The organism is Arthrobacter sp. TMS2-4 (assembly GCF_054511075.1).
Map to the genome: position 1 here is coordinate 189,647 of NZ_JBTNDI010000001.1, position 25,641 is coordinate 215,287.

Sequence of the window (25,641 nt, forward strand, 5' to 3'; positions counted from 1 at the left end):
ATGCGGTCGGCGGGTCAGGCCGCGACAGCCTCGCTGACGGCGGACACCATGGCGTCGAGGTTGTTCAGGCCGTAGCCGATCAGGTACCAGCTCGCGGAGTCGAGGTAGGTGATGGCCCCGTTCTTCGCGGCATCCGTCCCGTTCACGAGCTCGTTGTCGAGGACGGCCGCACCTGCCGCTCCCGCCTCACCGATGGCTGCGTCACGGTCGATCACGAACAGATGGGCGGGGTTGACCTCCGCGATGTACTCGAAGGAGACGGCCTCGCCGTGCGTGCCCTCACTCTTCACCTCGGCGGCGGGTTCGACGCCGAGCACGTCGTGGATCAGGCCGAACCGGGAGCCTGCGCCGTACGCGGTGACCTCGCCCGCGCTGGTCATCAGGACGAGGCCATTGCCCGCGGAGGCGGCAGCGTCCTTCGTCTCCGCTATCGCGGTGTCGAGGGCGGCGAGACGGTCGGCGGCCTCGTCCTCCACGTCGAAGATCCGCCCGAGCGACGTGGTGTTCTCCGTGAAGCTCGCCATCGGGTCGGCGGCGTCGACGCTCAGGTCGATGGTGGGAGCGATGTCGGAGAGCTCGTCGTAGGAATCGGCGACGCGGCCCGAGATGATGATCAGGTCGGGTGCGGCCGCGGCGATCGCCTCGAAGTCGGGTTCCTTCATGGATCCGATATTGGTGATGTCCCCGCCCTGGTAGGCCGAGAGCTGCTTCGGCAGGGTGCCCTGCGGGACGCCGTCCACCCGGACACCCAGCGCGTCGAGGGTGTCCAGGGCGCCGAGGTCGAAGGTGAAGACCTTCTGCGGATCCACCGGCACTTCGGTGGTTCCCTGCGCGTGCTCGACCGGCTGGGTCGAGGAGGCTGCAGGCTCGTCGGCAGCGTTGGAGGAGCCGCCGCACGCCGTCAGCGCGAGGGTGGCCGCGGCGGCAGCGGAGAGGACGGCAAGGCGCACGTGAGACATGGGAAGAACTCCGGAGGAAGGGCCGGGCGGGCCGGCGGCGAAGAGGTAAGGAAAGCCTTACCTGGGGAATCTAGGCGACACCCGACCTATTACGCAAACGAAGCATGACGTATTGGTCCGCGGCCGCAACTGGGTGGCATGGATTGGCACTCGCCTTGACCGAGTGCCAGCCCTTGCATACAGTCTGAGTTGGCACTCACTCATCGTGGGTGCTAATCCCGAGGGAAGCGTTCGCCGGCACCGCGACGACGGTTCACGCCCAGCCCGACGGCCCCCAGCCCATCTGGTACCGAACGCAAAGGAGAGCCCGTGTCGGTCTCTATCAAGCCGCTTGAGGATCGTATTGTTGTCCGCCCGCTCGAAGCCGAGCAGACCACTGCTTCCGGCCTCGTCATCCCGGACACGGCCAAGGAGAAGCCCCAGGAGGGCGAAGTCGTAGCTGTCGGACCCGGCCGCGTCGATGACAACGGCAACCGCGTTCCCGTCGACGTCGCCGAGGGTGACGTCGTCATCTACTCGAAGTACGGCGGAACCGAGATCAAGCAGGGCGGCCAGGAGTACCTCGTGCTCTCCGCCCGCGACGTCCTCGCGATCGTCGTCAAGTAACACCCCGTTTGGAGAAGCCCCGGCCCGAAGTGGCCGGGGTTTTTCTCGCTGCACAAGCCTGAAAGGAACCAATCAATGGCAAAGCAGTTGGAATTCAACGACGCCGCCCGCCGTGCCCTCGAGGCCGGCGTGGACAAGCTCGCGAACACCGTCAAGGTGACGCTGGGCCCCCGCGGACGCAACGTCGTGCTCGACAAGAAGTGGGGCGCCCCCACCATCACGAACGACGGCGTCACGATCGCCCGCGAGGTCGAACTCGACGACCCGTACGAGAACCTCGGCGCCCAGCTCGCCAAGGAGGTCGCCACCAAGACGAACGACGTCGCCGGTGATGGCACGACCACCGCCACGGTCCTCGCTCAGGCACTCGTCAAGGAAGGCCTCCGCAACGTCGCCGCCGGCGCCGCCCCGGGGCAGCTCAAGCACGGCATCGAGGTGTCGGTCCAGGCCGTCGCCAAGCGCCTGCTCGAGAACGCCCGCGAGGTCGTCGGTCAGCAGACCGCCGACGTCGCATCCATCTCCGCGCAGAGCACCGAGGTCGGCGACCTCCTCGCCGAGGCCTTCGACAAGGTCGGCAAGGATGGTGTGATCACCATCGAGGAGTCCTCCACCACGCAGACCGAGCTGGTCCTCACGGAGGGCATGCAGTTCGACAAGGGTTATCTCTCGCCGTACTTCGTGACCGACGCCGAGCGCCAGGAAGCCGTCCTCGAGGACGCGCTCATCCTCATCAACTCCGGCAAGATCTCCTCGCTGGCGGAATTCCTTCCGCTGCTCGAGAAGGCCCTGCAGGCCGGCAAGCCGCTGTTCATCATCGCCGAGGACATCGAGGGCGAGGCCCTCTCCACGCTGGTGGTCAACAAGATCCGCGGCACCCTGAACGTCGTCGCCGTCAAGGCTCCCGGCTTCGGTGACCGCCGCAAGGCCATGATGCAGGACATCGCCACCCTCACAGGTGCGCAGGTCGTCTCCCCGGACCTCGGCCTCAAGCTGGACCAGGTAGGCCTCGAGGTGCTCGGCTCCGCACGCCGGATCACCGTCACCAAGGACGCCACCACCATCGTCGACGGCACCGGCAGCGAGTCCGACGTCGCCGACCGCGTGGCGCAGATCCGCGCCGAGGTCGAGCGCACCGACTCCGACTGGGACCGCGAGAAGCTCCAGGAGCGCCTCGCGAAGCTCGCCGGCGGGATCGGCGTCATCAAGGTCGGCGCCGCCACCGAGGTGGAACTCAAGGAGAAGAAGCACCGCATCGAGGACGCCGTGTCCTCGACGCGTGCCGCCCTCGAAGAGGGCATCGTCGCCGGCGGCGGATCCGCGCTGGTCCACGCCGGCAAGGCCCTGGACACCGATTCCGACGTCCTCGCGCTCGAGGGCGACGCGGCCACCGCCGTCGGCCTCGTCCGCCGTGCGCTCGCCCAGCCGCTGCGCTGGATCGCCGAGAACGCCGGCCACGAGGGCTACGTCGTCGTCGCGAAGGTCTCGGACCTCGAAGCCGGCCACGGCTTCAACGCCGTCACCGGCGAGTACGAGAACCTCATCGACGCCGGCATCATCGACCCGGTCAAGGTGACGCGCTCGGCCCTTCAGAACGCGGCCTCGATCGCGGCCCTGGTGCTCACCACGGAAACCCTCGTGGTCGAGAAGCCCGAGGAGTCCGAGTCCGAGGGCCACGGCCACTCGCACTAGGAACTCTCAGCACCACACAGCAGCACCCCGGGTCCATGGAGCCGGGGTGCTGCTGTGTCCGGGCCCTTCGTGCCGGGCGGCACTCCTGCCCACCGACCCGGGCTCTTCAGTGGGCATGCTCAGACATGCCCACTGGGTGGGGTCACCCGGTGGGCAGCTCCGCAGATTCCTCGCACGGGAGGGGACGGGCCGGGAGGATCTCCGCGCGGATCAGCGACCGGTCATAGGCCACCTTGCCGTCGTTCTCGAGGATCAGTGCGCTGGAGACGACCTGTCCCGTGCGTCGGTCACGCTCGATGCGGGTGATCCTGTTGTGCCGGAACACGTCGTCGCCCTCCTCGTAGAAGTAGGCGTCGTGCTCGCGGATGTGGAACTTCATCGGCAGCTCGCGGTCCACCCGCAACTCCCCGCTCAGGTACTCGTCGGTCGTCCGGGTGCGGAACTGGAAGGTACGGTCGGTGCGGTTCTCCACCTGGTAGTCGAGGTAGTTGAAGGCGATGGAGGTGCCGGTACCCCAGGGGATCTGGCGGTTGTAGTCGGGGAAGAGATCGAGCCCGTTGTGGTGGTGATGCTCGACGACGGTGAGTGGGCTGTGCAGCACCATCCAGTGCAGCAGGTTGGTGAACTGGCACATGCCGCCGCCCATGCCCCTCGTCGGCCTGCCGTTGCTGATCGTCAGGCCCTCCCTGTAGCCCTCCTTCGCGGAGCACCGGCCCGCAAGGCTCCAGAAGGAGAAGCGCTCGCCGGGAGCGATCATGATGCCGTCGATCTTCGGCGCGGTGAGGCCGAGACTGACGGCCTTGTTGTCCTGGAGCTCCGTCTCGACGTTGCCCAACCGCCGGCGGATCAGGGACTTGTGACGGTAGACGGTGACGGGCAGGGACTCCGCGGAGCGGGTCGAGGAGATCGTGCCACGGTCCCGCACGTTCCGCAGGTGCCTCAGCAGGATCATCCGCTCGGATGCGATGCGATAGGTCAGCGGCGAGATCTCGCCGAACAGTCTGCGTGCCACATGTCCCCCATGGTGAACCGATATGTATGCCTAGGATAACCAGCGGTCGCCGCGTCCCGGCAACGACGAAGCCCCGGCACCCAACGGGTACCGGGGCCTGCTCGTGCTGCGGGTGGTCAGGCGTCGACGACGATGGCGTTGACGACGGGCTGCCGGTTGTAGAAGCGGCGCATCCAGTTGGCGGTGGCCCGCTCGATGATGTCCTCGGGGTCCTGGCGGCGGCCGCCCTGACGGTTCGAGGCGGCGTCGCGCAGGGCCTTCTCGACGGCGGCGCCGGCCTTGTCGAGGTCCTCGTCGGAGCAGGAGAAGCCCTTGGTGAAGAACTCGGGGGCCTCGACCATGTTGCCGTTGTCCGGGTCGATGATCGCCAGGATCGTCACGACGCCCTCCTCGGCGAGGCGGCGGCGCTCCACGAGGTCCTCCTCGGTGATGCCGCCCACGCTGTCGCCGTCGACGAAGACGAGTCCGGCGTCGACCTTGCCCGAGATGGCGGCACGGCCGCGGGCGAGGTCCACGGTCACGCCGTCCTGGGCGATGACCACGTTGCGGGGATCGACGCCGGTGGAGACGGCGATCTCGGAGTTGGCGCGCAGGTGCCGCCACTCGCCGTGCACGGGCATGACGTTGCGGGGCTTGACGATGTTGTAGCAGTAGGCGAGCTCCCCGGCGCTGGCGTGACCGGAGACGTGCACCTTCGCGTTGCCCTTGTGGACGACGTTCGCGCCGATCTCGGTGAGCGCGTTGATGATGCCGTAGATCGCGTTCTCGTTACCCGGGATGAGGGAGCTGGCCAGCAGCACCGTGTCACCCTCGGTGATCCGGATGGCGTGGTCGTTGTTGGCCATGCGGGACAGGGCGGCCATCGGTTCGCCCTGGGAACCGGTGCAGATGAGGACCACCTTGTGGTCGTCGCTGCGCTCGAGCTTCTTGAAGTCCACGAGCAGGCCCTGCGGGATGTTCAGGTAGCCCAGGTCCGCCGCGATGGTCATGTTGCGCACCATCGAGCGGCCCACGAAGGCCACCTTGCGGCGGTGCCGGTGGGCGGTGTCGATGATCTGCTGGATACGGTGGATGTGGCTCGCGAAGCTGGAGACGATGATCCGGCGCGGCGCGGTGCGGAACACGGCGTCGATCGCGGGCCCGAGGTCCTTCTCCGACGTCGTGAAGCCGGGGACGTCCGCGTTGGTGGAGTCGGTGAGGAACAGGTCCACGCCCTCCGCGCCGAGCCGGGCGAAGGACCCGAGGTCGGTGATGCGCCGGTCCAGCGGGAACTGGTCCATCTTGAAGTCGCCGGTGTGCAGGACCATGCCGGCCGCGGTGCGGATGGCCACGGCGAGGCTGTCCGGGATGGAGTGGTTGACGGCGACGAACTCGAGGTCGAAGCCGCCCATCGTGCGCCGCTCGCCCTCCTTGACCTGGATGGTCCTGGGCGTGATGCGGTGTTCCTTGAGCTTGGCCTCGATGAAGGCCAGCGTGAGGCGCGATCCCACCAGGGGGATGTCGGCGCGTTCCCTGAGCAGGTAGGGGACGCCGCCGATGTGGTCCTCGTGGCCGTGCGTGAGGACCACGGCCACGACGTCGTCGAGCCGGTCGCGGATGTAGGAGAAGTCCGGCAGGATCACGTTGATGCCGGGCTGGTGCTCCTCCGGGAACAGCACCCCGCAGTCCACGATCAGCAGTTTGCCGTCGAACTCGAAGACGGTCATGTTTCTGCCGATCTCACCGATACCTCCGAGGGCGACGATGCGCATGGCTCCCTTGGCCAGTTCCCGTGGTGCTTTCAGTGTGGCAGGTCTTTTATTCACAGATCAGGTTTCTCTCGTTGGTGAGGAACGGCGGGGGAGCGGCGTCGGACGAGCGTCGTCGAGGCCGGTACACCCGGCGATTCCGTGCTGGTTGGTCCCCTGCATGCGGGGAAGATACTCCTCCTAGGGTACGTGGTTCGGCGCGCGGGCGGTGCGCGCAGGACCCGGTGCGATGCCGGACGACGGCGGCCGGGCGGTATTCTGGAGATTTGCGCCCACTTCCCGTGACCGTCCCGCAGAGGAGGACCAGCGTGGCTCCCACCCTGACGAGCACCGCTCCGGCTTCCGTCGTGACCGTGTCCGGTGGTCGCGACGAGCGCCGTTTCCGCCCCGAGGTGCAGGGGCTGCGGGCCCTCGCCGTCGCGATGGTGGTGGTCTACCACGTCTGGCTCGGCCGGGTGTCCGGCGGCGTCGACGTCTTCCTGCTCGTCTCCGCGTTCCTGCTCACCGTCACGTTCACGCGGAGGCTCGAGGCGCAGCAGCCCCTCGCGCTCGTTGCGTACTGGCTCAACCTGCTGAAGCGGCTGCTGCCCGCCGCCGTCGTCGTCCTCCTGTCCGTCCTCGCCGCGACGGCCGTCTTCGTGCCGAGCTCGCGGTGGCCTGCGGTGTTCGACCAGACGTGGGCGTCGCTGACCTACCGGCAGAACTGGGAGCTCGCGGGTAACGCCGTCGACTACTACGCCCTCGACCACAGCGCGGCGAGCCCGCTGCAGCACTTCTGGTCCCTGTCCATCCAGGGTCAGGTGTTCCTGCTGTGGCCGCTCCTCTTCGCCGTGGCAGGCGCGCTCGTCGCGCTCACGCGCCTGCGTCCGCGGCCCGTCCTGATCGTCCTCTTCGGCGTCCTCTTCGCGGTGTCGCTCGCGTTCTCGGTGTGGCAGACGGGCACGGACCAGGCAGCCGCCTACTTCGACACACGCGCCAGGCTCTGGGAGTTCGCCCTCGGGTCCCTCGTGGCCCTCGTCCTGCCCTACCTGGTGATCCCGCGGCGGGTGCGCGTGGTCGTCGGCTGGGCCGGCGTCGTGCTGATGCTGGCGTGCGGGATCCTCCTGCAGGTGCAGCAGCAGTTCCCGGGCTATGTGGCCCTCTGGCCGACGCTGGCCGCGGCCGCCGTGATCGTCGCGGGCCGCACGGACAGCCCGGCCGGGGTGGACCGCTGGCTGTCCTCGGGGCCGCTCCTGCGCCTCGGCGGAGCGTCCTATGCGCTCTACCTGTGGCACTGGCCCCTGCTGGTCATCTGGCTCGTCGTCGCCGGGAAGCCGGGTGCGGGGCTGCTCGACGGTGCCGCCGTCATCGGCGCCTCCCTCGTGCTGGCCCTGCTCACCACGCGCTTCGTCGAGGAACCCGTGCGCTCGTGGTCCTGGCCGTCCGCGAAGCGCCGGCGCCTGGGTCTCGTGGCCGCAGCGGCGCTCGCCCTCGTGGCCGTCCCCCTGTCCGGCTGGGAGTACCGGGTGCAGGCGCAGGAGGCGGCGGCGCAGCAGCAGACGCGCGCCGACAACCCGGGTGCCGCGGCACTCCGCCCCGGCTTCGAGTACCGGGGCGCCGAGGATGCGCTGGTGATGCCGCTCACGAGCAGCCTCGGCGCCGAATGGGCTGCCGTGGACGGCCCCTGCGCGGAGGCCCTGATGCCCAGCGATCCGCTGCTGTCCTCGTGTGTCCAGACCGGGGACGAGGCGACGGCCGAGCGGACCGTGCTGGTCCTGGGCGACTCCCACTCGCAGATGTGGATGACCGCGCTCGGCGCCATGGCCGAGACCAATGACTGGCTCGCGGTCTCCCTGCACCGCCCCAGCTGCCGGCTCGTCGATGCCCGCGGGAGCGTGGACCCGGCGTGCCAGGCCTTCAACGACGCCGCGCGCGCCTACGCCCTGGACCTCGACCCCGACGCGGTGCTCACCGTCGGGACGCGGACGGACTGGAGTTCGCCCGCCGAGGAGGTCCCCCTCGGGTTCGAGGCCGGCATCACGCCGCTCCTGGACGCCGGCATCCCCGTCGTCGCGCTCCGCGACACGCCGCGCTTCGAGGAGGACATGGCCGAGTGCACGGCCCGCCACGCCGCCGATCCCGCGGTCTGCGCGGTGCCGGCGGCCGAGGTGCTCGCGCCGTCGTCGCCCCTCCTGCCCCTGGCGGACCGCCTGCCCGGGCTCGAGTACATCGATCTGACCGACGTCGTCTGCGCGGGGGCGACGTGCCCCGGCGTGGTCGGGAACGTCCGCGTGTACATGGACCGCGACCACCTCTCCAAGACCTACGTCGAGACGACCGTCCCCGTCTTCGAGGAGCGCTTCAGGGCGGCCCTCGGCTGGTGACGTGAGCGCTGTCACCGGAATAGGGCCCTTCTTCGATCCGTTCTAGACTGTGAGGGCCTGGCGGCGCTTTTCCAGCGACCGCTCCAGAGCCCAGATCCCACCCCCATCGGGCGACACCGAAAGAGGCGCAGCAGTGACCCAGCAGTCCGGCCAGAACGAGGCCCACGACCCCTTCGGATTCATCGGCCTGACGTACGACGACGTGCTTCTGCTGCCCGGCCACACCGACGTCATCCCCTCGGAGGCGGACACGTCGTCGCGCATCTCGAAGCGCATCACGGTGAGGACGCCGCTGCTCTCCTCCGCGATGGACACGGTGACGGAGTCCCGGATGGCCATCGCCATGGCGCGGCAGGGCGGGCTCGGCGTCATCCACCGCAACCTGTCCATCTCCGACCAGGCGGACCAGGTTGACCGCGTGAAGCGCAGCGAGTCCGGCATGATCACCAAGCCCCTGACCATCGGCCCGGACGCCACGCTGCAGGAACTCGACGAGCTCTGCGGGCACTACCGCGTCTCCGGTCTGCCCGTCGTGGACGAGAGCGGCCGACTGCTCGGCATCGTCACGAACCGCGACACGCGCTTCGTGCTCGAGCGCGACTTCCCGCGCACACTGGTCCGCGACGTCATGACGAAGATGCCGCTCGTGACCGGGCCCGTGGGCATCAGCGGCGACGACGCCATCCACCTCCTCGGGACGAACAAGATCGAGAAGCTCCCGCTCGTCGACGACGAGGGGATCCTGCGCGGACTCATCACCGTGAAGGACTTCACGAAGGCCGAGCAGTACCCGCTCTCCACGAAGGACGACGACGGCCGGCTGCGCGTCGGCGCTGCCATCGGGTTCTTCGGCGACGGCTGGGAACGAGCGATGGCCCTCGTCGACGCCGGCGTGGACGCCCTGTTCGTCGACACCGCGAACGGCCACAGTGCCGGCGTCCTCGAGATGATCTCGCGCCTGAAAGCCGAGAAGTCGCTGGCGCACGTGGACATCATCGGCGGCCAGGCCGCCACCCGCGAGGGCGCACAGGCCCTGATCGACGCCGGCGCCGACGGCATCAAGGTGGGTGTGGGACCGGGCTCCATCTGCACCACCCGCGTCGTCGCGGGCGTCGGCGTCCCGCAGGTCACGGCCATCTACGAATCGGCGAAGGCAGCGATCCCCGCCGGCGTCCCCGTGATCGCCGACGGCGGTCTCCAGTACTCCGGTGACATCGGCAAGGCCATCGTGGCCGGTGCGGACACCGTGATGCTGGGCTCGCTCCTGGCCGGTTCCGCGGAGTCGCCCGGCGAGCTGGTCTTCGTCAACGGCAAGCAGTTCAAGACGTACCGGGGCATGGGCTCGCTCGGCGCCATGCAGACCCGTGGGAAGAACACCTCCTACTCGAAGGACCGTTACTTCCAGGCGGACGTGGCCGGCGACGACAAGCTGATCCCCGAGGGCATCGAGGGGCGTGTCGCCTACAGGGGACCGCTCGCGTCCGTGGCGTACCAGCTGGTCGGCGGCCTGCGGCAGACCATGTTCTACACCGGCGCCCGCACCATCCCCGAGCTGAAGGCCAAGGGCAAGTTCGTGCGCATCACCGCCGCGGGCCTGAAGGAATCCCACCCGCACGACATCCAGATGACGGTCGAGGCACCGAACTACGGCTCCAAGTAGGCCGCGGCGCGTGGGCCTCGGGGGAGCACCCGCGTGAGCGGCCTCCCGCAGCCCCGGGGGTCCGCCCGCCGGAAGCTCAGGCTGGGACCCTACGCCCGCGCCGTCGGGCAGGTCCTCGCGGTCAGTGCGAGGGCGTCGCCGGGGGCGGTCGCGATGAAGGTCGCGGGGTCGCTCATCTCGGCGGTCCTGCCGCTGGTCACCACCTACTACGCGTCGCTGACGACGACGGCGCTGGCCGCCGCCTACGCGGGGGACCCGGACGCCGGGCGGTCCGCTGTCGTCTACGTGATTGTCACCGCCGTCCTCGGCCTGCTGTGGGGGGCGTTCACGAGCGTGGACCGGTACATCCAGCAGGTACTCAGCTTCCGGGTCGGCGCCATCGTGGGCGACCGCATGTACGAGCGCTTCCTCGCCCTCGAGTTCTGGCGGTACGACGACAAAGAGACGATCGACCTCTACGACCGCGCGCGTCGGTTCTCCGACTCCTATGCGCGCGTGCTCGACCGCATCGCCGCCATCTTCACGCAGTTGGTCTCCGTGCTCCTCGCGATCGGCGCGCTGCTCCTGGTCAGCTGGTGGATCGCCCTGATCGTGCTGGTCGCGATCATCCCGAGCGTCTACCTGCAGTTCCGGCTGTCGCGGGAGCAGATGGCGCACTGGAACACGCAGGTGGACTCCCGGCGGCAACGGCGCATGATCGAGACGAACCTCATGAAGCCGCAGCACATCGCCGAGATGCGCCTCTACGGGATCGTCCGGTATCTCATGGACCTCCGGTCCACCCTCAGGGATGCCGACGAGAAGCGACGCCTCGACTTCCAGAAGCGGTACATCCCCAAGCAGCTCCTGGCGGACGCCCTGCAGTACGGCGCCGAGCTGCTCGCCCTCGTCTGGATCGTGGGCCAGATCATCGCGCGGGCACAGCCGGTGGGGCAGTTCCTCTACGTGCAGCAGATCGTCAGCCGTGCCCTGAGCACGGCCAACAGCCTCGTGACCTCACTGAGCTCGATCGACGAGGACCTCGCGAACCTCAAGGACTACGAGCAGTTCATGGATTTCCCGCTGTCCACGACCGCGACGGGACGCCTGGCGGACGCGCCGTCCGCCGTCGAGCTCCGCGACATCCACTTCACCTATTCCGGCGGCGAGGCGGAGGTTCTGAAGGGCATCTCCATGACCTTCGAGCGGGGGACCCACGTGGCCATCGTGGGCGAGAACGGGGCCGGGAAGTCCACGCTCATCCGGGTTCTCGCGGGGCTGTACCAGCCCAGCCGCGGCGTGGTGCTGCTCGACGGCCGGGACCTGCGGGGCATCCGCATCGACGACTGGCACCGCCACCTGGCCGTCATGTCGCAGGACTTCCTGCGGTACGAGTTCGCGACGGCGGAGAACAACATCTACTTCGGCGACGTCCACCGGCCGCGGGACGACGCGAGGGTGCGTCGGGCGGCGCACGACGCCGAGGCGGTCGAGTTCGTGGAGAAGATGCCGAACGGGTTCGGGAACTACGTCAGCAACTGGATGGAGGATCCCCGCGGCCGGAAGGGCAGCGGGCTCTCGGGTGGTCAGTGGCAGCGGCTCGCCATGGCCCGGAACTTCTACCGGGACGCTCCGTTCATCGTCCTCGACGAGCCGACGTCGGCGATCGATGCGCTCGCGGAGCACAGGATCTTCACGCGACTCTTCGCCGACCGCTCACGCACGATCATCGCGATCAGCCACCGGCTGGCGACCATCGAGAAGGCCGACGTCGTGTACATGCTGGAGGACGGTGAGGTCGTGGAGTCCGGGACGCACCGGGAACTCGTGGCGTTGCGGGGCCGGTACTTCAGGATGTTCGAGAGCCAGCTGCCGCAGGCGTGACCGGCCGGACCTCAGCCGGGGGTGCTCTGCGCCTCCGCCGTCTCATGGTCGTCCTCGTTCTCCTCGTGGTCCACCGACTTCTCCTGGAGGAAATCGCACAGGGACGCGGCCACCAGGAGCTCCGCGGCGAGGCCGTGCAGTTCCGCAGCGGTCAGTTCGGAGTCGCCGGTGCGGGCGCCGAAGGAGATCGACCACCGGGAGTCTCCCACCGTGACGGGCTGCATGTAGATCTCGGTGCTGTCGCTCTTCAGCGGGACGATCACGAGTCCGGTATCGGCGCCGTCCGCCCCGTCCTGCACCACGACCGAGATGAGCGCACCGCCCTCCCTGGTGGCCCGGAACTCATCGATCCAGGTCTCCAGCGTCTGCTTGCTGCGGAACGGCATGCCGTCGTCCTTCCTCGGTGTCCTTCTCCAGAGTCCAGAATAAGGTGCCCGCGAACTCGCGCCGGCCGCGCCGGGCGTGGACCGGCCCGCTCCGGGAGGCGACACCTGCCGGGAGGCCGCGCTGGGCTAACCTAGAGCAGTGACTTACGAGATCGAGATCGGCCGAAGCAAGCGCGGACGCAGGGCATATTCGCTGGACGATGTGGCGGTGGTGCCCTCCCGCCGGACCCGCGATCCGCTCGACGTCTCGGTGAACTGGCAGATCGACGCGTACCAGTTCGGGATGCCCGTCATCGCGGCCCCCATGGATTCGGTGATGTCGCCCGCCACCGCCATCGCGATGGGCCGGCTCGGCGGCCTCGGCGTCCTCAACCTGGAGGGCCTGTGGACCCGGTACGAGGACCCGCAGCCGGCCCTCGACGAGATCGCGGCGCTGAGCACGGAGAACTTCAGCCCCGCCGCCACCCGCCGTATGCAGGAGATCTACGAGGCTCCGATCCAGGCCGAGCTCATCACGAGCCGCCTCGCCGAGATCCGCGAGGCCGGGGTGACGGTCGCCGGGTCGCTCACGCCGCAGCGCACCCAGCAGTTCTACAAGACGGTCCTCGCGGCCGGCGTGGACATCTTCGTCATCCGCGGGACCACGGTGTCCGCCGAGCACGTGTCCAAGAACGAGGAACCGCTCGACCTCAAGAAGTTCATCTACGAACTCGACGTCCCCGTGATCGTGGGCGGTGCGGCCGGCTACACCCCGGCGCTGCACCTGATGCGTACCGGCGCGGCCGGTGTGCTCGTCGGCTTCGGCGGCGGGGCGACGACGACGACACGCCGCGCGCTCGGCATCCACTCGCCGCTCGCATCGGCCATCGCCGACGTCGCCGGCGCTCGACGCGACTACCTCGACGAGTCCGGGGGGCGCTACGTCCACGTCATCGCCGACGGCGGCATGGGCGCCAGCGGCGACATCGTCAAGGCCATCGCCATGGGCGCCGACGCCGTCATGCTCGGTTCCGCGCTCGCCCGCGCCGAGGAGGCACCCGGCAAGGGGTGGCACTGGGGCCAGGAGGCCCACCACCCGGAACTGCCCCGCGGTGACAGGGTCAACATCGGCACCGTCGGACCCTTGCAGGAAGTGCTGTGGGGTCCCTCCCACCACACGGACGGTACCTCGAACCTCATCGGGGCCCTGCGGCGCGCGATGGCCACCACAGGGTACTCGGACCTGAAGGAATTCCAGCGGGTGGAAGTAGTCCTCTCGCCGTACGTCTCGGTCGACTGAACACCGAAAGGCACCCCGTGAGCGAGAAGCCGCTCGATCCGCACGACGCCGATCTCACCACCCCGGATCTCGTGATCCTCGAGATGGAGGCGGCCTCCAAGGAGGAGGCCGCCGCCCAGCTCGCGGGCCGGATGTACGAGGCGGGCCGGATCTCGGACCTCGAGGCCTTCCTCGGCCAGGTCAACTCCCGCGAGCACCAGATGGCGACGGGGCTTCCCGGTGGCGTCGGTCTGCCGCACGCACGCAGCGAGTACGTCAACCAGACCTCCATCGCCGTCGGAGTGACGCGGTTCGGGTACAGCCTCGATTTCGGCGCCGTCGACGGACCGGCGACCCTCGTGATCCTCATGGCCACGCCCGCGCAGTCCTTCTCGGAGCACCTCGAGGTCCTTGCGACGATCGCCCGCAGCCTGTTCAAGGAGAACTTCCGGGACTCGCTGCGCCGTGCCCACGACGCCGAGGTGATCGCCGAGCTGATCAACTCCTCGCTGGTGTTCTACGACCACTAGCTGCACCGTCCGGGGAGGCCCGGTCAGCCGCTCCGCCACGAGTGCCACAGGGACGCGTACGCGCCGTCGAGCGCTATCAGCTCCTCGTGCGAGCCGAGTTCGGTGATCCGCCCGTCCTCGACGACGGCGACGCGGTCGGCGTCGTGCGCGGTGTGCAGGCGGTGCGCGATGGCTATCACCGTCCGTCCCTCGAGGACCGCGCTGAGCGAACGCTCGAGATCGCGCGCAGCCTGCGGATCGATCAGGGATGTCGCCTCGTCCAGCACCAGGGTGTGCGGATCGGCGAGGACGAGCCGCGCCAGCGCGAGCTCCTGCGCCCGCGCGGGGGTCAGCTCGTATGCCCCCGATCCGACCTCCGTGTCCATGCCCTCGGGTAGCTGCTTCACCCAGTCCAGCGCGCCGACGCTGCGCAGGGCGTCCTCGATCTCGCCGTCGCGAGCCTCCGCGCGGCCGAGCCGCACGTTGTCCGAGACGGATCCGACGAACACATGGTGCTCCTGTGTCACGAGGGCCACCTCGCGGCGCAGGTCGTCGAGCGGCCGGTCCACGAGCGGTACGCCGCCCACCGTGACGGAGCCCGACGTCGGCGGGTGGATCCCGGCGATCAGGCGCCCCAGGGTCGATTTGCCCGCCCCCGAGGGGCCGACGACGGCGAGGCGCTCGCCCCGCACGAGCGTGAGGTCCACCCCGTGCAGCACGTTGTGCCCGGGACGGTAGGCGTAGGTGGCGGCCGACACCACGATGTCGTCGTTCGCCGGTTCCGCCGTCGTCGCCTCCCGGTCCGGAGCGACGCCCTTGATACCCACGATCCGGGCCAGCGACGCGGCGCCCACCTGGATCTCGTCGGTCCACATGATGAGCAGGTCCACCGGGTCGATCAGGCGCACCGCGAACAGGGCCACGGCGGCGACGGCGCCCGGGGTGACCAGACCCTCGCCGGCGAGCCAGCCGCCCCACAGGAGGACGGCGGCGGCGGGCAGCCAGAAGGCGATGTCCGCGGCGGGGAACAGGACCGAGCGCAACCAGAGCGTGTAGCGCTCCGCCCGGTAGCTCGCGCCGAGGGCATCGTCGAGGTCCCCGCGGCGCAGCTCGCCGAGGCTGAGGGCGTCCACGGTGCGGGCCCCCTCGATGGTCTCCGTGATCGTCCCGTTCACGACGGCGTAGGTCTCGCGTTCGCGCATGTACCCGACGGCGCTGCGCCGGAGGTACCAGCGCGTGACGGGCCAGAGCAGCGGCAGTCCCACGAGGAGGGCCAGCGACAGGACGGGGGAGGTGACGACGGCGGCACCGAGCGTCAGGACGATGGTCACCACCGAGACGACGACCTGCGGCACGCCGAAGCGCACCGTGTGGGACACGGCGTCGATGTCGTTGGTCGTGCGGGCGACCAGGCCGCCGGTGCCCGCCGTCTCCACCGTGGAGAGCGGCAGCGCCGTGACGTCCGCCAGGAAGTCCTCGCGCAGTTCCGCGAACACGCGTTCGCCGAACACCATGCCGGACCGGACGGCGTACCGGCGCAGCACCGACTGCACCGCGAGGAACGCCAGCATCCCGACGGACACGGTCGCCACGAACCCGGGCGTCGTGCCCGCCGCGACGGCGTCGATGAGCACCCCGAGCAGCAGGGGACCGGCGAGTCCCGCGACGGCGGAGCCGACGTACAGGGCGATCACCATCCCGAGGCCGCGCCGGTGGTGGCGGATGAGGCGTACGGCTTCGTCGCGGACCGTCTTCGGGGCGGCGACGGGAAGCGTGGCCGTGCTACTCACTGCGGATCACCACATCTCGATAGGCGGGGGTGCTGGTCATGAGGTCCTGGTGGCTGCCCTGCGCGGCGACGCGGCCGTTCTCGAGGAAGACCACGCGGTCCATCGCCCGCAGCAGCAGCGGACTCGCGGTGACCACGACGGTCGTCCGACCGTCGCGGCGGCGCACTTCGGCCAGCCGGGCGCTGATGCGTTGCTCGGTGTGGGCGTCGACGGCGCTCGTCGGCTCCACCAGGACGAGGTTCTCCGCCTCGGTCAGGTAGGCGCGCGCCAGGACGAGGCGCTGCCGCTGGCCGCCCGAGAAGCCCCGGCCCCGCTCGGTCACCGCGTGATCGAGGCCGCCGTCGAGGCCGTCCAGGATGTCGAGGGCGCTCGCGGCCTCGAGGGCGGCGAGGATCCCGCCGTCGTCGTGCCTGCCGTGCGGGTCGAGTTGCCTGCGGAGCGGCCCGCTGAAGAGCTGCGGGCTCGCCTCGCTCACCACGATGCGTTCGCGGATGGCTGCGAGCGGCACGTGCCGCAGGTCGGCGGAGCCCCACCGCACGCTCGCCTCCGCGAGGACGGCGTCCTCGAAGCGCCCGAGGCGCGTGACGGCGTCCGTCGCCTCCGCCGGATCCTTCGAGACGACCGCGGTCAGCAGGCCGGGTTCGACGACGACGCCCGAGCGCTCGTCGACCAGGGCGGAACCCGACGGCGGGACCGGGACCGGTGTGGTGCTGTCGGTGACCTTCGCGTCGACCGCGAGCACGGCGAGGATCTTGCGGGCACCCACGTGCGCGCGGATGAAACGGGCCACGGAATCTGCCGCCGCGCGGATCGGCGTCATGAGGAAGATCGAGAAACCGTACAGCGCCACGAGTTCGCCGGGCGTGATGTCCCCCGAGAGGACCAGGGATGCGCCGACCCACGTGAAGACCACGCTGAAGCTTCCCGCGATGAAGACCTGCGACGCCTCCAGGTCCGCAAGGGAGCGCGCGACCCGGATCCCCGAGTCGCGGGTCTCCGCGGACCGGGCCCGATACCGGTCCACGAAGATGTGCTCGCCGCCGATGCCGCGCAGTACGCGCAGCCCGGCGACGGTGTCCGCGCCGACCGCCGTCATCCTGCCGGAGGCCTCGCGCTGCTCGCGCTGCCGCGCCTGCAGGGGCCGCACCACGAACAGGAGCAGTCCGCAGCACACGGGGACGCCCGCGAGGACCACGACGCCGAGGGCGGGCGAGGTCTGCCAGATGAGGACCGTCACCACGAGCCACGCCGCAGTCGCGCCGGCGAGACGCGTCAGCACCTCGTAGACCTCGCCGAGCCGGAAGGCGTCGGAGGCCGCCGTCGAGATGACCTCCCCGGTGGACAGCGCCGAGGGCAGGGCGTCACCGGTCCGGCTGATCGTGTGGCCGACGAGGCGGACGGAACGGAACGCGGCCTGCATCCAGTTGCTGACCCCGGCGCGGTGCGTCGCGGTGTCGGAGACCGCCTGGACCACCATGAGGCCGAGCAGGGCCCCGGCCCATCCGAGGAGTGCCGGGTAGTCCGCGCCGATCACGCCGTCATCGATGGCCCTTCCGAGCACGAAGGGCATGACGGCCTGTGATGCCATCCAGACGGCGCCGAGCAGGATCCCCGCGGCCAGCGTCGCCTTCTGGTGACCCGCGAGCCACAGCAGGTAGCGCGCAGGCGAGCGCAGGTCCGGGGGGCCGGTCAGGGGATAGGGAAAGGAGCGCACGAGGACCAAGCGTAGACCGAATCCGGGCGCAGTGATAGAGATTTCCCAATCAGTATTTCCGGCGCCGGTCGGAACCGTCCGGTGCAGGCGTCATTCGTTGTTCTACAGAGGTACGAAGTACCGTTGAGGAGTGTTGAAGACCGCGCTCAAGCCTCGATGGATCCTTCTGCTGGTCCTCTCGATGGCGATCGCCTCGGTCTTCGTGCTCCTCAGCCAGTGGCAGTTCAACTCCTCGCGGCAGGCGCCGCCGCCCGCACCGAGCTCCACGGAGGAGGTCCGGCCCCTGACCGACGTCCTCCAGCCCCTCACGCCCCTGTATGCCACCGACGCCGACCAGATGGTCTCGTTCGACGGCGCGTTCCTGCCGGACACCCGCACCCTCGTCCAGGACCGCCTGCGCGACGGCGAGGAAGGCCTCTGGGTGATCCAGGCCTTCGCCGTCGACGCGGCGACGCCGGCGGGAGACACCGGGCAGGATGCCGTCATCCCGGTCGTGCTCGGCTGGGTGCCCGAGGCCGACGGCGTCGCCGCCCTCCCGGAACAGGACGGCCAGGCCGCCGTCGTCGGACGCCTCCTGCCGCCCGAAGCGCCCCTGGTCCAGCGGCCCGTGGAGGGCCAGGTCCCCTCGCTGGCCACGGCCGAGCTCGCCAACCGGTGGGACGTGCGCGCCTACGCGGCCTTCGTCGTGGCGACGACGGTGACCGCCGAGGGAGCGGAGGTGCCCTTCGCCGCCGGCATGGAGCCGGTGGTCGTCGGTCCGCAGCCGCAGGAGACGCCCATCAACTGGCTCAACATCTTCTACGCGATCGAGTGGTTCGTCTTCGCCGGCTTCGCGTTCTTCCTGTGGTGGCGCCTGGTCGCCGACGACCACCGGCGCTCGCTCGAGGACGCCGCCGACGCCGCAGAGGAGGCCGAGGCCGCCGACGCAGCCGGTGCCGAGGCCGGGCCCGGACCCGGTGCCGCGGCCGGGCCCGCGCAAGCGGGAGCCCGGCCCGTGTCCGGCGTCCGGTCCGCCCAGGGGTCGTCCGCAGCACACTCCGAGATGAGACCCGATACCGAAGGTGGAATGCACCGTGACTGAGCCAGCCCTCGACCCGACCGCCGGAACGGGCCGCACGCCCGCAACGGGGAAGCCGAAGCGGCGGTTCGGCGGCACGTACGCCCAGATCCGCTCGGCCCTGACGTTCTACAAGGTCCTCGCGTACGCGACGGGCGTCATGCTCCTGCTCGTCGTCGTGGAGATGGTCGCCAAGTACGGCTACGGGACGGAGATCGTCGCCGGCGGGGGTGCGCCCCTGCAGTTCCTGCCGGAGGCCGTCGCCGCGACGGCCGGCGGGCTGAACCTCTCGACCACGGTGCTGATCGTCCACGGCTGGCTGTACGTCGTCTACCTCATCGCCGACTTCCGCCTCTGGCAGATCATGCGCTGGCCTTTCGGGCGCTTCGTCCTCATCGCGCTCGGCGGCGTGGTGCCGCTGCTGTCGTTCGTCGTCGAGAAGCGGATCCACCGGCAGGTGGAGGAGGACCTCGCGGCCCACCCCGAGGCAGCGCCCCGTTACTGAGCGGCCTCGCGACTGCACCAGCTTCACAGAGGTCCGCTGATGCGGTCCCGCCCGCGCGTGCAGACTATTGTTGACGGGTGACTACCCCCGAGAACGGCTCCGAACACCGACCTGTCCTCGTCGTGGACTACGGCGCGCAGTACGCCCAGCTGATCGCGCGCCGCGTCCGCGAGGCCGACGTCTACTCCGAGATCGTGCCGCACACCCTGAGCACGCAGGAGATCCTCGCCAGGAATCCTGCGGCGATCATCCTCTCCGGCGGGCCGTCGAGCGTGTACGCGGAAGGTGCGCCCCGGGTCGACGCCGACCTGTTCGAGGCCGGCGTCCCGGTGCTCGGTATCTGCTACGGCTTCCAGGCGATGGCGAACGTCCTCGGCGGCACGGTCGCCAGGACGGGTCTGCGGGAGTACGGCTCCACGGATGTGCGCTCCGACGGCGCCGCCCGGTCGATCCTGAACGGCACCCCGGAGCACCAGAACGCGTGGATGAGCCACGGCGACAGCGTGCAGTCCGCCCCCGAGGGCTTCGACGTCCTCGCCAGCACGGCCGGCGCACCCGTCGCGGCCTTCGCGAACGAGGAGAAGGGCCTCTACGGCGTGCAGTGGCACCCCGAGGTCAAGCACTCCCAGCACGGCCAGGCCGTCATCGAGAACTTCCTCTTCCGGGGGGCGCGGCTGGCCCCGAACTGGACCACCGGCGACATCCTCGAGGAGCAGGTGCAGCGCATCCGCGAGCAGGTCGGCGACGCCCGCGTGATCTGCGGGCTCTCCGGCGGGGTGGACTCCGCGGTGGCGGCCGCGCTCGTGCAGCGGGCCGTCGGCGACCAGCTCACCTGCGTGTTCGTCGACCACGGACTATTGCGCGAGGGCGAGGCCGAGCAGGTGGAGCGGGACTTCGTCGCGGCGACCGGCGTCAAGCTGTACGTCGCGAACGAGCAGCGCCGATTCCTCGACGCGCTCGCCGGCGTCTCGGACCCCGAGACCAAGCGCAAGATCATCGGCCGCGAGTTCATCCGCGCCTTCGAGGAGGCGGAACGGGCCATCATGCGCGAGGCGGAGGCGGACGGCGAGCCCATCCGCTTCCTCGTGCAGGGCACGCTCTACCCCGACGTCGTCGAGTCCGGCGGCGGCGAGGGCGCCTCGAACATCAAGAGCCACCACAACGTGGGCGGCCTGCCCGAGGACCTGCAGTTCGAACTCGTCGAGCCCCTCCGGGCCCTCTTCAAGGACGAGGTGCGCGCCGTCGGCGCCCAGCTCGGTCTTCCGGCGGAGATCGTGGGACGCCAGCCGTTCCCCGGTCCCGGGTTGGGGATCCGGATCGTCGGGGAGGTCACCGAGGAGCGGCTCGAGCTGCTGCGCACGGCAGACGCCATCGCCCGCGCCGAACTCACGGCGGCCGGACTCGACAGCGAGGTCTGGCAGATGCCGGTGGTTCTCCTCGCGGACGTCCGCAGTGTCGGTGTGCAGGGGGACGGCCGCACCTACGGACACCCCATCGTCCTGCGTCCCGTATCGAGCGAGGATGCCATGACCGCGGATTGGTCCCGGCTGCCGTACGATCTGCTCGCGCGGATCTCCAACCGGATCACCAATGAGGTGGACGGCGTCAACCGCGTGGTGCTCGATGTGACGAGCAAGCCGCCGGGAACCATCGAATGGGAGTAGGCGGCCTCCGGGGCGGGGCTACACCCGCTCCGGTCCGCCCGGGCCGCGTTGCTATCCGCGGGGTCCGGACGCTTTTCGGATAGCTTGGAAGACATGCCCATCTGGTCGAGATCAGCACGTGACAATGCAGGGAAGAAGGCGGTCGTGCCTGAGCAGGATCAGCAGGACGCGGCAGGAGTGCCCGCGGAGCAGCCGCAGCAGGGCCGGCCCGGCCCCGCGTCGGAGCAGCAGCCGACGTCGCAGCCCGGGGCCCCGGCCGGCGGTGACTTCCTCGAGCCCTGGCTCGAGGGGCTCGGGTCCCAGGCCAGCGGGGACACCCTGCTCCACTTCCGGCCCTCCGCCGGCACCAGCATCGATCTGACCCACGCGCACCCCTCGGGCCTCGCCCAGCTCCTGGCGGGTCGCCGGACGAGGCTGTCCACCCTCCTGCGCGATCCGGTGCAGTACAGCGCGGCCAAGGCGGCCGCCCGCGCCCTCCGCGCGAAGATCTTCGAGCTCGGGACCGAACGCGGGATCGATGTCGGCTACCTGGCCGCCGGGACGGCGTCCTGGCGCTCCGTGGACGACTCCGGGCGTTCGCAGACACTCAACGCGCCGGTGCTCCTGACCTCGGTGTCCCTGACCGTCCACGCGTCGCAGGACGACTACGAGCTCCAGATCACCGAGCAGGCCCGCATGAACCCCGCGCTGGTCCGCCACCTGCGGGACCAGCAGGGCCTCCAGGTGGACCCGGCGGGCATCGTGCGCCTTGCCTACGGCACCGCCCGGTTCGACCCGCACCCGGTCCTCGAGCGCATGCGCATGCTCAGCGAGGGTGTGCGCGGGATGTCGGTCGAGCACCGCATCCTCGTGTCGACCTTCGCGGACCTCGCCGGGGTGAAGGGCGATCCCGCCCTCCGCCCCGATCACCCCGTACTCGCCGCGCTCCTCGCGGCGGCACGGGGCGACGAGAAGGCAGCTGGGGCGCTCACGACGGCGGCGGACGGGCTCTCGTTCCCGGATCCCGACGAGCGGGAACCCCAGGACGAGCTCCTCATCCTCGACGCGGATCGAGCCCAGCAGGAGGTCCTCGACCTCGCCTCCGCCGGCGTCAGCGTCGTCGTGGCCTCCCCACCCGGGACGGGCCAGACCCAGACTGCGCTCAACCTCGCGGCCCGGTCCGCCGCGGCGGGCCGCCGCGTGGTCGTCGCCGCCGAGCGCCGGGGCACCCTCAACGAATTCGTCCAGGATCTCGACGGCCTGAACCTCGGTTCCCTGGTGCTCCAGCTCGGCAGCCAGACCGGTCCGGCCCAGTTGCGGGAGGCCGTCATCCGTGCCCTCGTGCGGAACGAGAAGGCGGTGGAACCGTCGCTCGAGACCATGCACTCCACGCTCAGCGAGCACCGGCACCAGCTGATCGAGCACGTGCGCAGCCTCCACAACGTCCGCAGCCGCTGGAGGTGCTCGCCCTACCAGGCGATGCAGTCCCTCGCCGGTCTCACCGCGCTCGACCCGGCGCCGTCCACCACCGTCCGCCTCAAGCGCAGCGTCCTGGACTCCATCGCGGACCGCAGGGAGCTCACCGAGCGTCTCCAGCGGGCCGCCGAGCTGGGCAGCTTCAGCAAGGCCTCGACCGAGAGCCCCTGGTACGGCGCGCAGTTGCTCAACCGCAAGGAGACCGAGCACGCGCACGGCCTCGCCGAGGAGCTCGCCACCGGCATTCCCGCACTGCGCGGCGAGGTGCAGCGCGTCGCGGAGCACTCGCACATCACCCTCGGTGACACCTTCGGGGAGTGGGGCGAGCAGCTCGAACTGCTCGTGGCCGTCCGGGGCAGCCTCGACAAGTTCACGCCGGACATCTTCGACCGGCCGGTGACGGACCTGATCTCCGCCACGGCACCCTCGACGTGGCGGAAGGAACGCGGCATCGAGATGAGTTCGATGACGCGCTCCCGGCTGCGGCGCGTGGCCAAGGAGTACATCCGGCCCGGCGTCCACATCTCCGACCTGCACAGCTCCCTGCTCGAGGTGCAACAGCAGCGCACCCTGTGGACGCGGTACGCGCTCACGGAACGCCACCCCTCCGTGCCGACCGGGCTGGCCGAGATCCATGCGTCCTACCGCGCCGTCGAAGGACGCCTCGCGGAGCTCACTGCCATCCTCCGGCCCACAGCGGAGCACCCGGACCTCGCCGGGCTGGCCCTGGACGGCCTCGAGGCGCTGCTGCGTGACCTCGCCGCGGACAAGGACACCCTCGAGACGCTGCCCGAGCGCACGCTGCTCCTCGACGAGATGCGCGAGCAGGGTCTCGCGGAACTGCTCACCGATCTCGCGGCCCGGGAGGTGCCCGCCGACCGCGTGGGCGCCGAGCTCGAGCTCGCCTGGTGGCAATCCGCCCTCGAGGCCATGATCAGCGGGGACGATTATCTCGCCATGTCCGACGGCGCGAGCCTCCGCACGCTCGAGGCGGAGTACCGGCTCGCCGACAATGCGCACATCGCCTCGGGATCCGCTCGCGTCCGCTGGATCCTCGCCGACCGCTGGCGGACGGCGGTCCAGAGCCACCCCGAGGACGCCGCGACGCTGCGCCGGGAGCTCAAGGACGGCACCCTGACCCTGGAAGTCTTCGCTGCCCTCCACCGCGACCTCGTGGCGGCCCTCCTGCCCGTCTGGGCCGTGAGCCCACTGACCATCCGGGGTGCGGTGCCCGCCGACTACCGGTTCGACACCGCCGTCCTCCTCGACGGCGAGTCGATGTCCCTGCAGAGCGCGGTGCCGTGCGTGGCGCGTTCCACGCAGACCGTGGTCTTCGGTGACGACCGCCTGGCCGCTCCCACCCGCTTCAGCATCGAGGTGCAGTCCGCCGACCGGGCCTCGGCCCTCGAGCCCCTTCCCAGCGCCTTCGACGCGCTGCGTTCCGTCCTGCCCGTGCGCGGACTGACCGAGGTGTACCGCGGCGTCGACCGCGGCCTGGGAACCTACCTCAGCGAATCGTTCTACGACGGCAAACTCACCCGCCTGCCGCAGGCCTCCGAGGTCACCGGGGAGGGGCGCGGACTCGTGGTGGAGTACCTGCCCAACGGCACGGGGATGCCGAGCTCCGAGCACGACGGCGTGGAGAGCGTCGACGTCGAGGTCAACCGTGTCGTCGAGCTCGTCTTCGACCACATCCGCCGCCGTCCGAACTCGTCCCTCGCCGTCGTCACCGCGAGTGCGCGGCACGCCGCCCGGGTGGGGGAGGCCATCCGCCTGCAGATGGCCGAGTTCCCCTGGGCCGCCGGATTCTTCACGCCCGGCCGGGAGTCCTTCCGGGTGGTCCCGGTGGAGCGCGCCGGAGGCCTGGTCCGCGACGACATCATCTTCTCGCTCGGTTACGGCCGGACGCCCCACGGGCGCGCCCTGCACTCCTTCGGACCACTGTCCGGGCCCGACGGCCGCCGCAACTTCGTGATGGCCATGACGCGGGCCCGCCGGCTGCAGCACGTCCTGACGTGCTTCGAGCCCTCCGACCTCGACCCGGACCGCCTCACCGCCGGTGCGCTGGACTTCTTCGAGCTGCTCCAGCGCGAACTCGGCGACGACAGCGGCCCGAGCCGTCCCCCGTCCGGAAGCAACGAGGACCCGCTCGTCGCGGACCTCGTGGACCGGCTGAGGCACCGCGGCGCTGACGTGTGGGACCACTACGCGGGCGTCCTCGACATCGTCGCGGTGCGTCCGGCGGACCTCCGGCCCGACGGGAGGGCCGCCGCTGCACAGGACGAACGACCGGCACCCCTGGCCATCGAGTCGGACGGCACCGGCCGCTACAAGTCCATGTCCGTGCGCGAACGCAGCAGGCTCCGCCCCCAGATCCTGGAACGGATGGGGTGGTGCTACATGCCGCTGTGGACCATCGAGGTCTTCACGGACCCGGACGGCTGCGCGGAGCGTGCGTCGGCGCTGATCGGATTGCCGCCCCGCGAGCAGGCAGACCGGCCGAACCCACGAAAGGACGCGGACAGGATGAGCCACGACCCCGAGCAGCCGGACCGCGGCGCGACCGCCGGCCAGGACTCCCTGAAGGACGTGGCCCCGGCCATCCCGGCGACAGCGGGGGAGGACGACCCGCGCTCGTGGGGCGACGCGCCGGACGATCATGACGCCTGGCTGAAGGAGCAGCGGCCCCCGCACTGGGGCTGACCGGGGCCTCATCAGCGGCTCATGAGCCGCTCGTGATGAGAAGATGCACGTCCCCGGTGCTGGAGGCCCCGGCGAGCGTCGCCGCCTCCTTCGGGTCTGCCGCGACGACGACGAGCCCGCCGTCGTCCCCGGCGCCGGGCCAGGTGCCGCTGCCGGCGTCCGTCGCCGTCCACAGGACGGCGACGGACCGGGCGAGGACCGTCGACCCGCCGGGGACGTCGAAGCCGTTGCCGGTGCTGAGGACCACGTCCACCCGCTGTCCGGGGGTGAGGAGTTGGACGGTGGCGGCGTCAGCCGGGCGGAGCGGGACCGCGACGGTGCCGCGGGCCATCCCGGTGAGCAGCCCGTCGCCGACGAAGGCGGAGGCGGAGAGCGGGAAGCCCTCGGGCAGGGGAGTGGCCAACTGACGGCCGACCACGTCATCGAGACGGCGGAGGGTGCCGGCGGCGACGGCCTCGTCGGGCACCCGGACGACCGACACGTCGGCGTCCGTCAGGACGGTCCCGACGGCGAGATCCCGGGCCGCGCTCACGATCGCCGTCGTCGGGTACTCGTCCCCCACGAACGCCTCGACGACCACGCCCGCGGCAGCGCACAGGAGGAGGCAGCCGACGAGCCTCCTGCGGCGATGCAGCATCCGATGGAGTCGGTGCCGGAACCGGTGGGGTCGGTGCGGAGGGGGTGCGCCCCGGGGGACGCG

Annotated in this window: 18 protein-coding genes; 11 read left to right on the plus strand and 7 right to left on the minus strand. The window is 70.3% G+C overall.

The window, feature by feature from the left end:
* Positions 1 to 14 precede the first annotated feature (14 nt).
* Positions 15 to 959: a siderophore ABC transporter substrate-binding protein gene (locus tag ACX80F_RS00965; RefSeq protein ID WP_459334512.1), complete on the minus strand. Its 945-nt coding sequence runs from the start codon at positions 957 to 959 to the stop codon at positions 15 to 17.
* A gap of 309 nt (positions 960 to 1,268) precedes the next feature.
* Here ACX80F_RS00965 and groES point away from each other — a divergent pair, with 309 nt between their 5' ends.
* Positions 1,269 to 1,565, plus strand: coding sequence for a co-chaperone GroES (groES, locus tag ACX80F_RS00970; RefSeq protein ID WP_104120205.1), 297 nt, complete (start codon positions 1,269 to 1,271; stop codon positions 1,563 to 1,565).
* A gap of 75 nt (positions 1,566 to 1,640) precedes the next feature.
* On the plus strand, positions 1,641 to 3,254 hold the full coding sequence (gene groL, locus ACX80F_RS00975) for a chaperonin GroEL (RefSeq protein ID WP_459334513.1): 1,614 nt from the start codon (positions 1,641 to 1,643) through the stop codon (positions 3,252 to 3,254).
* 142 nt (positions 3,255 to 3,396) lie between these two features.
* On the opposite strand, the gene ACX80F_RS00980 is transcribed toward groL, so the two are convergent.
* Positions 3,397 to 4,266, minus strand: a complete 870-nt coding sequence (locus ACX80F_RS00980) for a VanW family protein (RefSeq protein WP_459334514.1) — start codon at positions 4,264 to 4,266, stop codon at positions 3,397 to 3,399.
* 116 nt (positions 4,267 to 4,382) lie between these two features.
* Entirely contained in the window at positions 4,383 to 6,017 is a 1,635-nt protein-coding gene (locus ACX80F_RS00985; protein WP_459334515.1) for a ribonuclease J, read from the minus strand.
* A gap of 305 nt (positions 6,018 to 6,322) precedes the next feature.
* Here ACX80F_RS00985 and ACX80F_RS00990 point away from each other — a divergent pair, with 305 nt between their 5' ends.
* From ACX80F_RS00990 to ACX80F_RS01000, 3 genes are all read left to right on the plus strand, one after another.
* Entirely contained in the window at positions 6,323 to 8,377 is a 2,055-nt protein-coding gene (locus ACX80F_RS00990; protein ID WP_459334516.1) for an acyltransferase family protein, read from the plus strand.
* Positions 8,378 to 8,510: 133 nt separating this feature from the next.
* Complete coding sequence (gene guaB / locus ACX80F_RS00995) at positions 8,511 to 10,037, plus strand: IMP dehydrogenase (RefSeq protein ID WP_459334517.1); 1,527 nt, start codon at positions 8,511 to 8,513, stop codon at positions 10,035 to 10,037.
* A gap of 33 nt (positions 10,038 to 10,070) precedes the next feature.
* On the plus strand, positions 10,071 to 11,900 hold the full coding sequence (locus ACX80F_RS01000; RefSeq protein WP_459334518.1) for an ABC transporter ATP-binding protein: 1,830 nt from the start codon (positions 10,071 to 10,073) through the stop codon (positions 11,898 to 11,900).
* A gap of 11 nt (positions 11,901 to 11,911) precedes the next feature.
* Here ACX80F_RS01000 and ACX80F_RS01005 read toward each other — a convergent pair whose 3' ends face one another.
* Positions 11,912 to 12,286 carry a hypothetical protein gene (locus ACX80F_RS01005; protein ID WP_459334519.1) on the minus strand — a complete coding sequence of 125 codons (375 nt, stop codon included), beginning with the start codon at positions 12,284 to 12,286 and terminating at the stop codon, positions 11,912 to 11,914.
* A gap of 139 nt (positions 12,287 to 12,425) precedes the next feature.
* On the opposite strand from ACX80F_RS01005, the gene ACX80F_RS01010 reads away from it, so the two are divergent.
* Together ACX80F_RS01010 and ACX80F_RS01015 are read left to right on the plus strand one after the other, a co-directional pair.
* Entirely contained in the window at positions 12,426 to 13,565 is a 1,140-nt protein-coding gene (locus tag ACX80F_RS01010; protein WP_459334520.1) for a GuaB3 family IMP dehydrogenase-related protein, read from the plus strand.
* A 17-nt stretch (positions 13,566 to 13,582) separates the two neighbouring features.
* Positions 13,583 to 14,074 (plus strand): PTS sugar transporter subunit IIA, encoded by a 492-nt coding sequence (locus tag ACX80F_RS01015; RefSeq protein WP_459334521.1) that lies wholly within the window; start codon positions 13,583 to 13,585, stop codon positions 14,072 to 14,074.
* A gap of 23 nt (positions 14,075 to 14,097) precedes the next feature.
* On the opposite strand, the gene ACX80F_RS01020 is transcribed toward ACX80F_RS01015, so the two are convergent.
* Positions 14,098 to 15,843, minus strand: a complete 1,746-nt coding sequence (locus tag ACX80F_RS01020) for an ABC transporter ATP-binding protein (protein WP_459334522.1) — start codon at positions 15,841 to 15,843, stop codon at positions 14,098 to 14,100.
* A complete protein-coding gene (locus ACX80F_RS01025; RefSeq protein WP_459334523.1) occupies positions 15,836 to 17,557 on the minus strand; it encodes an ABC transporter ATP-binding protein in 1,722 nt (573 codons plus the stop codon). Before ACX80F_RS01025 ends, ACX80F_RS01020 begins: the two co-directional genes overlap by 8 nt.
* Before the next feature lie 130 nt (positions 17,558 to 17,687).
* On the opposite strand from ACX80F_RS01025, the gene ACX80F_RS01030 reads away from it, so the two are divergent.
* The 4 genes from ACX80F_RS01030 (at position 17,688) to ACX80F_RS01045 (ending at position 24,941) form a co-directional block, all read left to right on the plus strand.
* Positions 17,688 to 18,638 (plus strand): SURF1 family protein, encoded by a 951-nt coding sequence (locus ACX80F_RS01030; RefSeq protein ID WP_459334524.1) that lies wholly within the window; start codon positions 17,688 to 17,690, stop codon positions 18,636 to 18,638.
* A complete protein-coding gene (locus ACX80F_RS01035) occupies positions 18,631 to 19,119 on the plus strand; it encodes a DUF3817 domain-containing protein (protein ID WP_459334525.1) in 489 nt (162 codons plus the stop codon). The genes ACX80F_RS01030 and ACX80F_RS01035 overlap by 8 nt, the downstream gene beginning before the upstream one ends.
* Positions 19,120 to 19,196: 77 nt before the next feature.
* Positions 19,197 to 20,783, plus strand: a complete 1,587-nt coding sequence (gene guaA / locus ACX80F_RS01040; RefSeq protein ID WP_459334526.1) for a glutamine-hydrolyzing GMP synthase — start codon at positions 19,197 to 19,199, stop codon at positions 20,781 to 20,783.
* Positions 20,784 to 20,876: 93 nt separating this feature from the next.
* Entirely contained in the window at positions 20,877 to 24,941 is a 4,065-nt protein-coding gene (locus ACX80F_RS01045) for a DUF4011 domain-containing protein (RefSeq protein ID WP_459334527.1), read from the plus strand.
* Positions 24,942 to 24,960: 19 nt separating this feature from the next.
* On the opposite strand, the gene cpaB is transcribed toward ACX80F_RS01045, so the two are convergent.
* Positions 24,961 to 25,578, minus strand: a complete 618-nt coding sequence (gene cpaB, locus ACX80F_RS01050) for a Flp pilus assembly protein CpaB (RefSeq protein ID WP_459334528.1) — start codon at positions 25,576 to 25,578, stop codon at positions 24,961 to 24,963.
* Positions 25,579 to 25,641 lie beyond the last annotated feature (63 nt).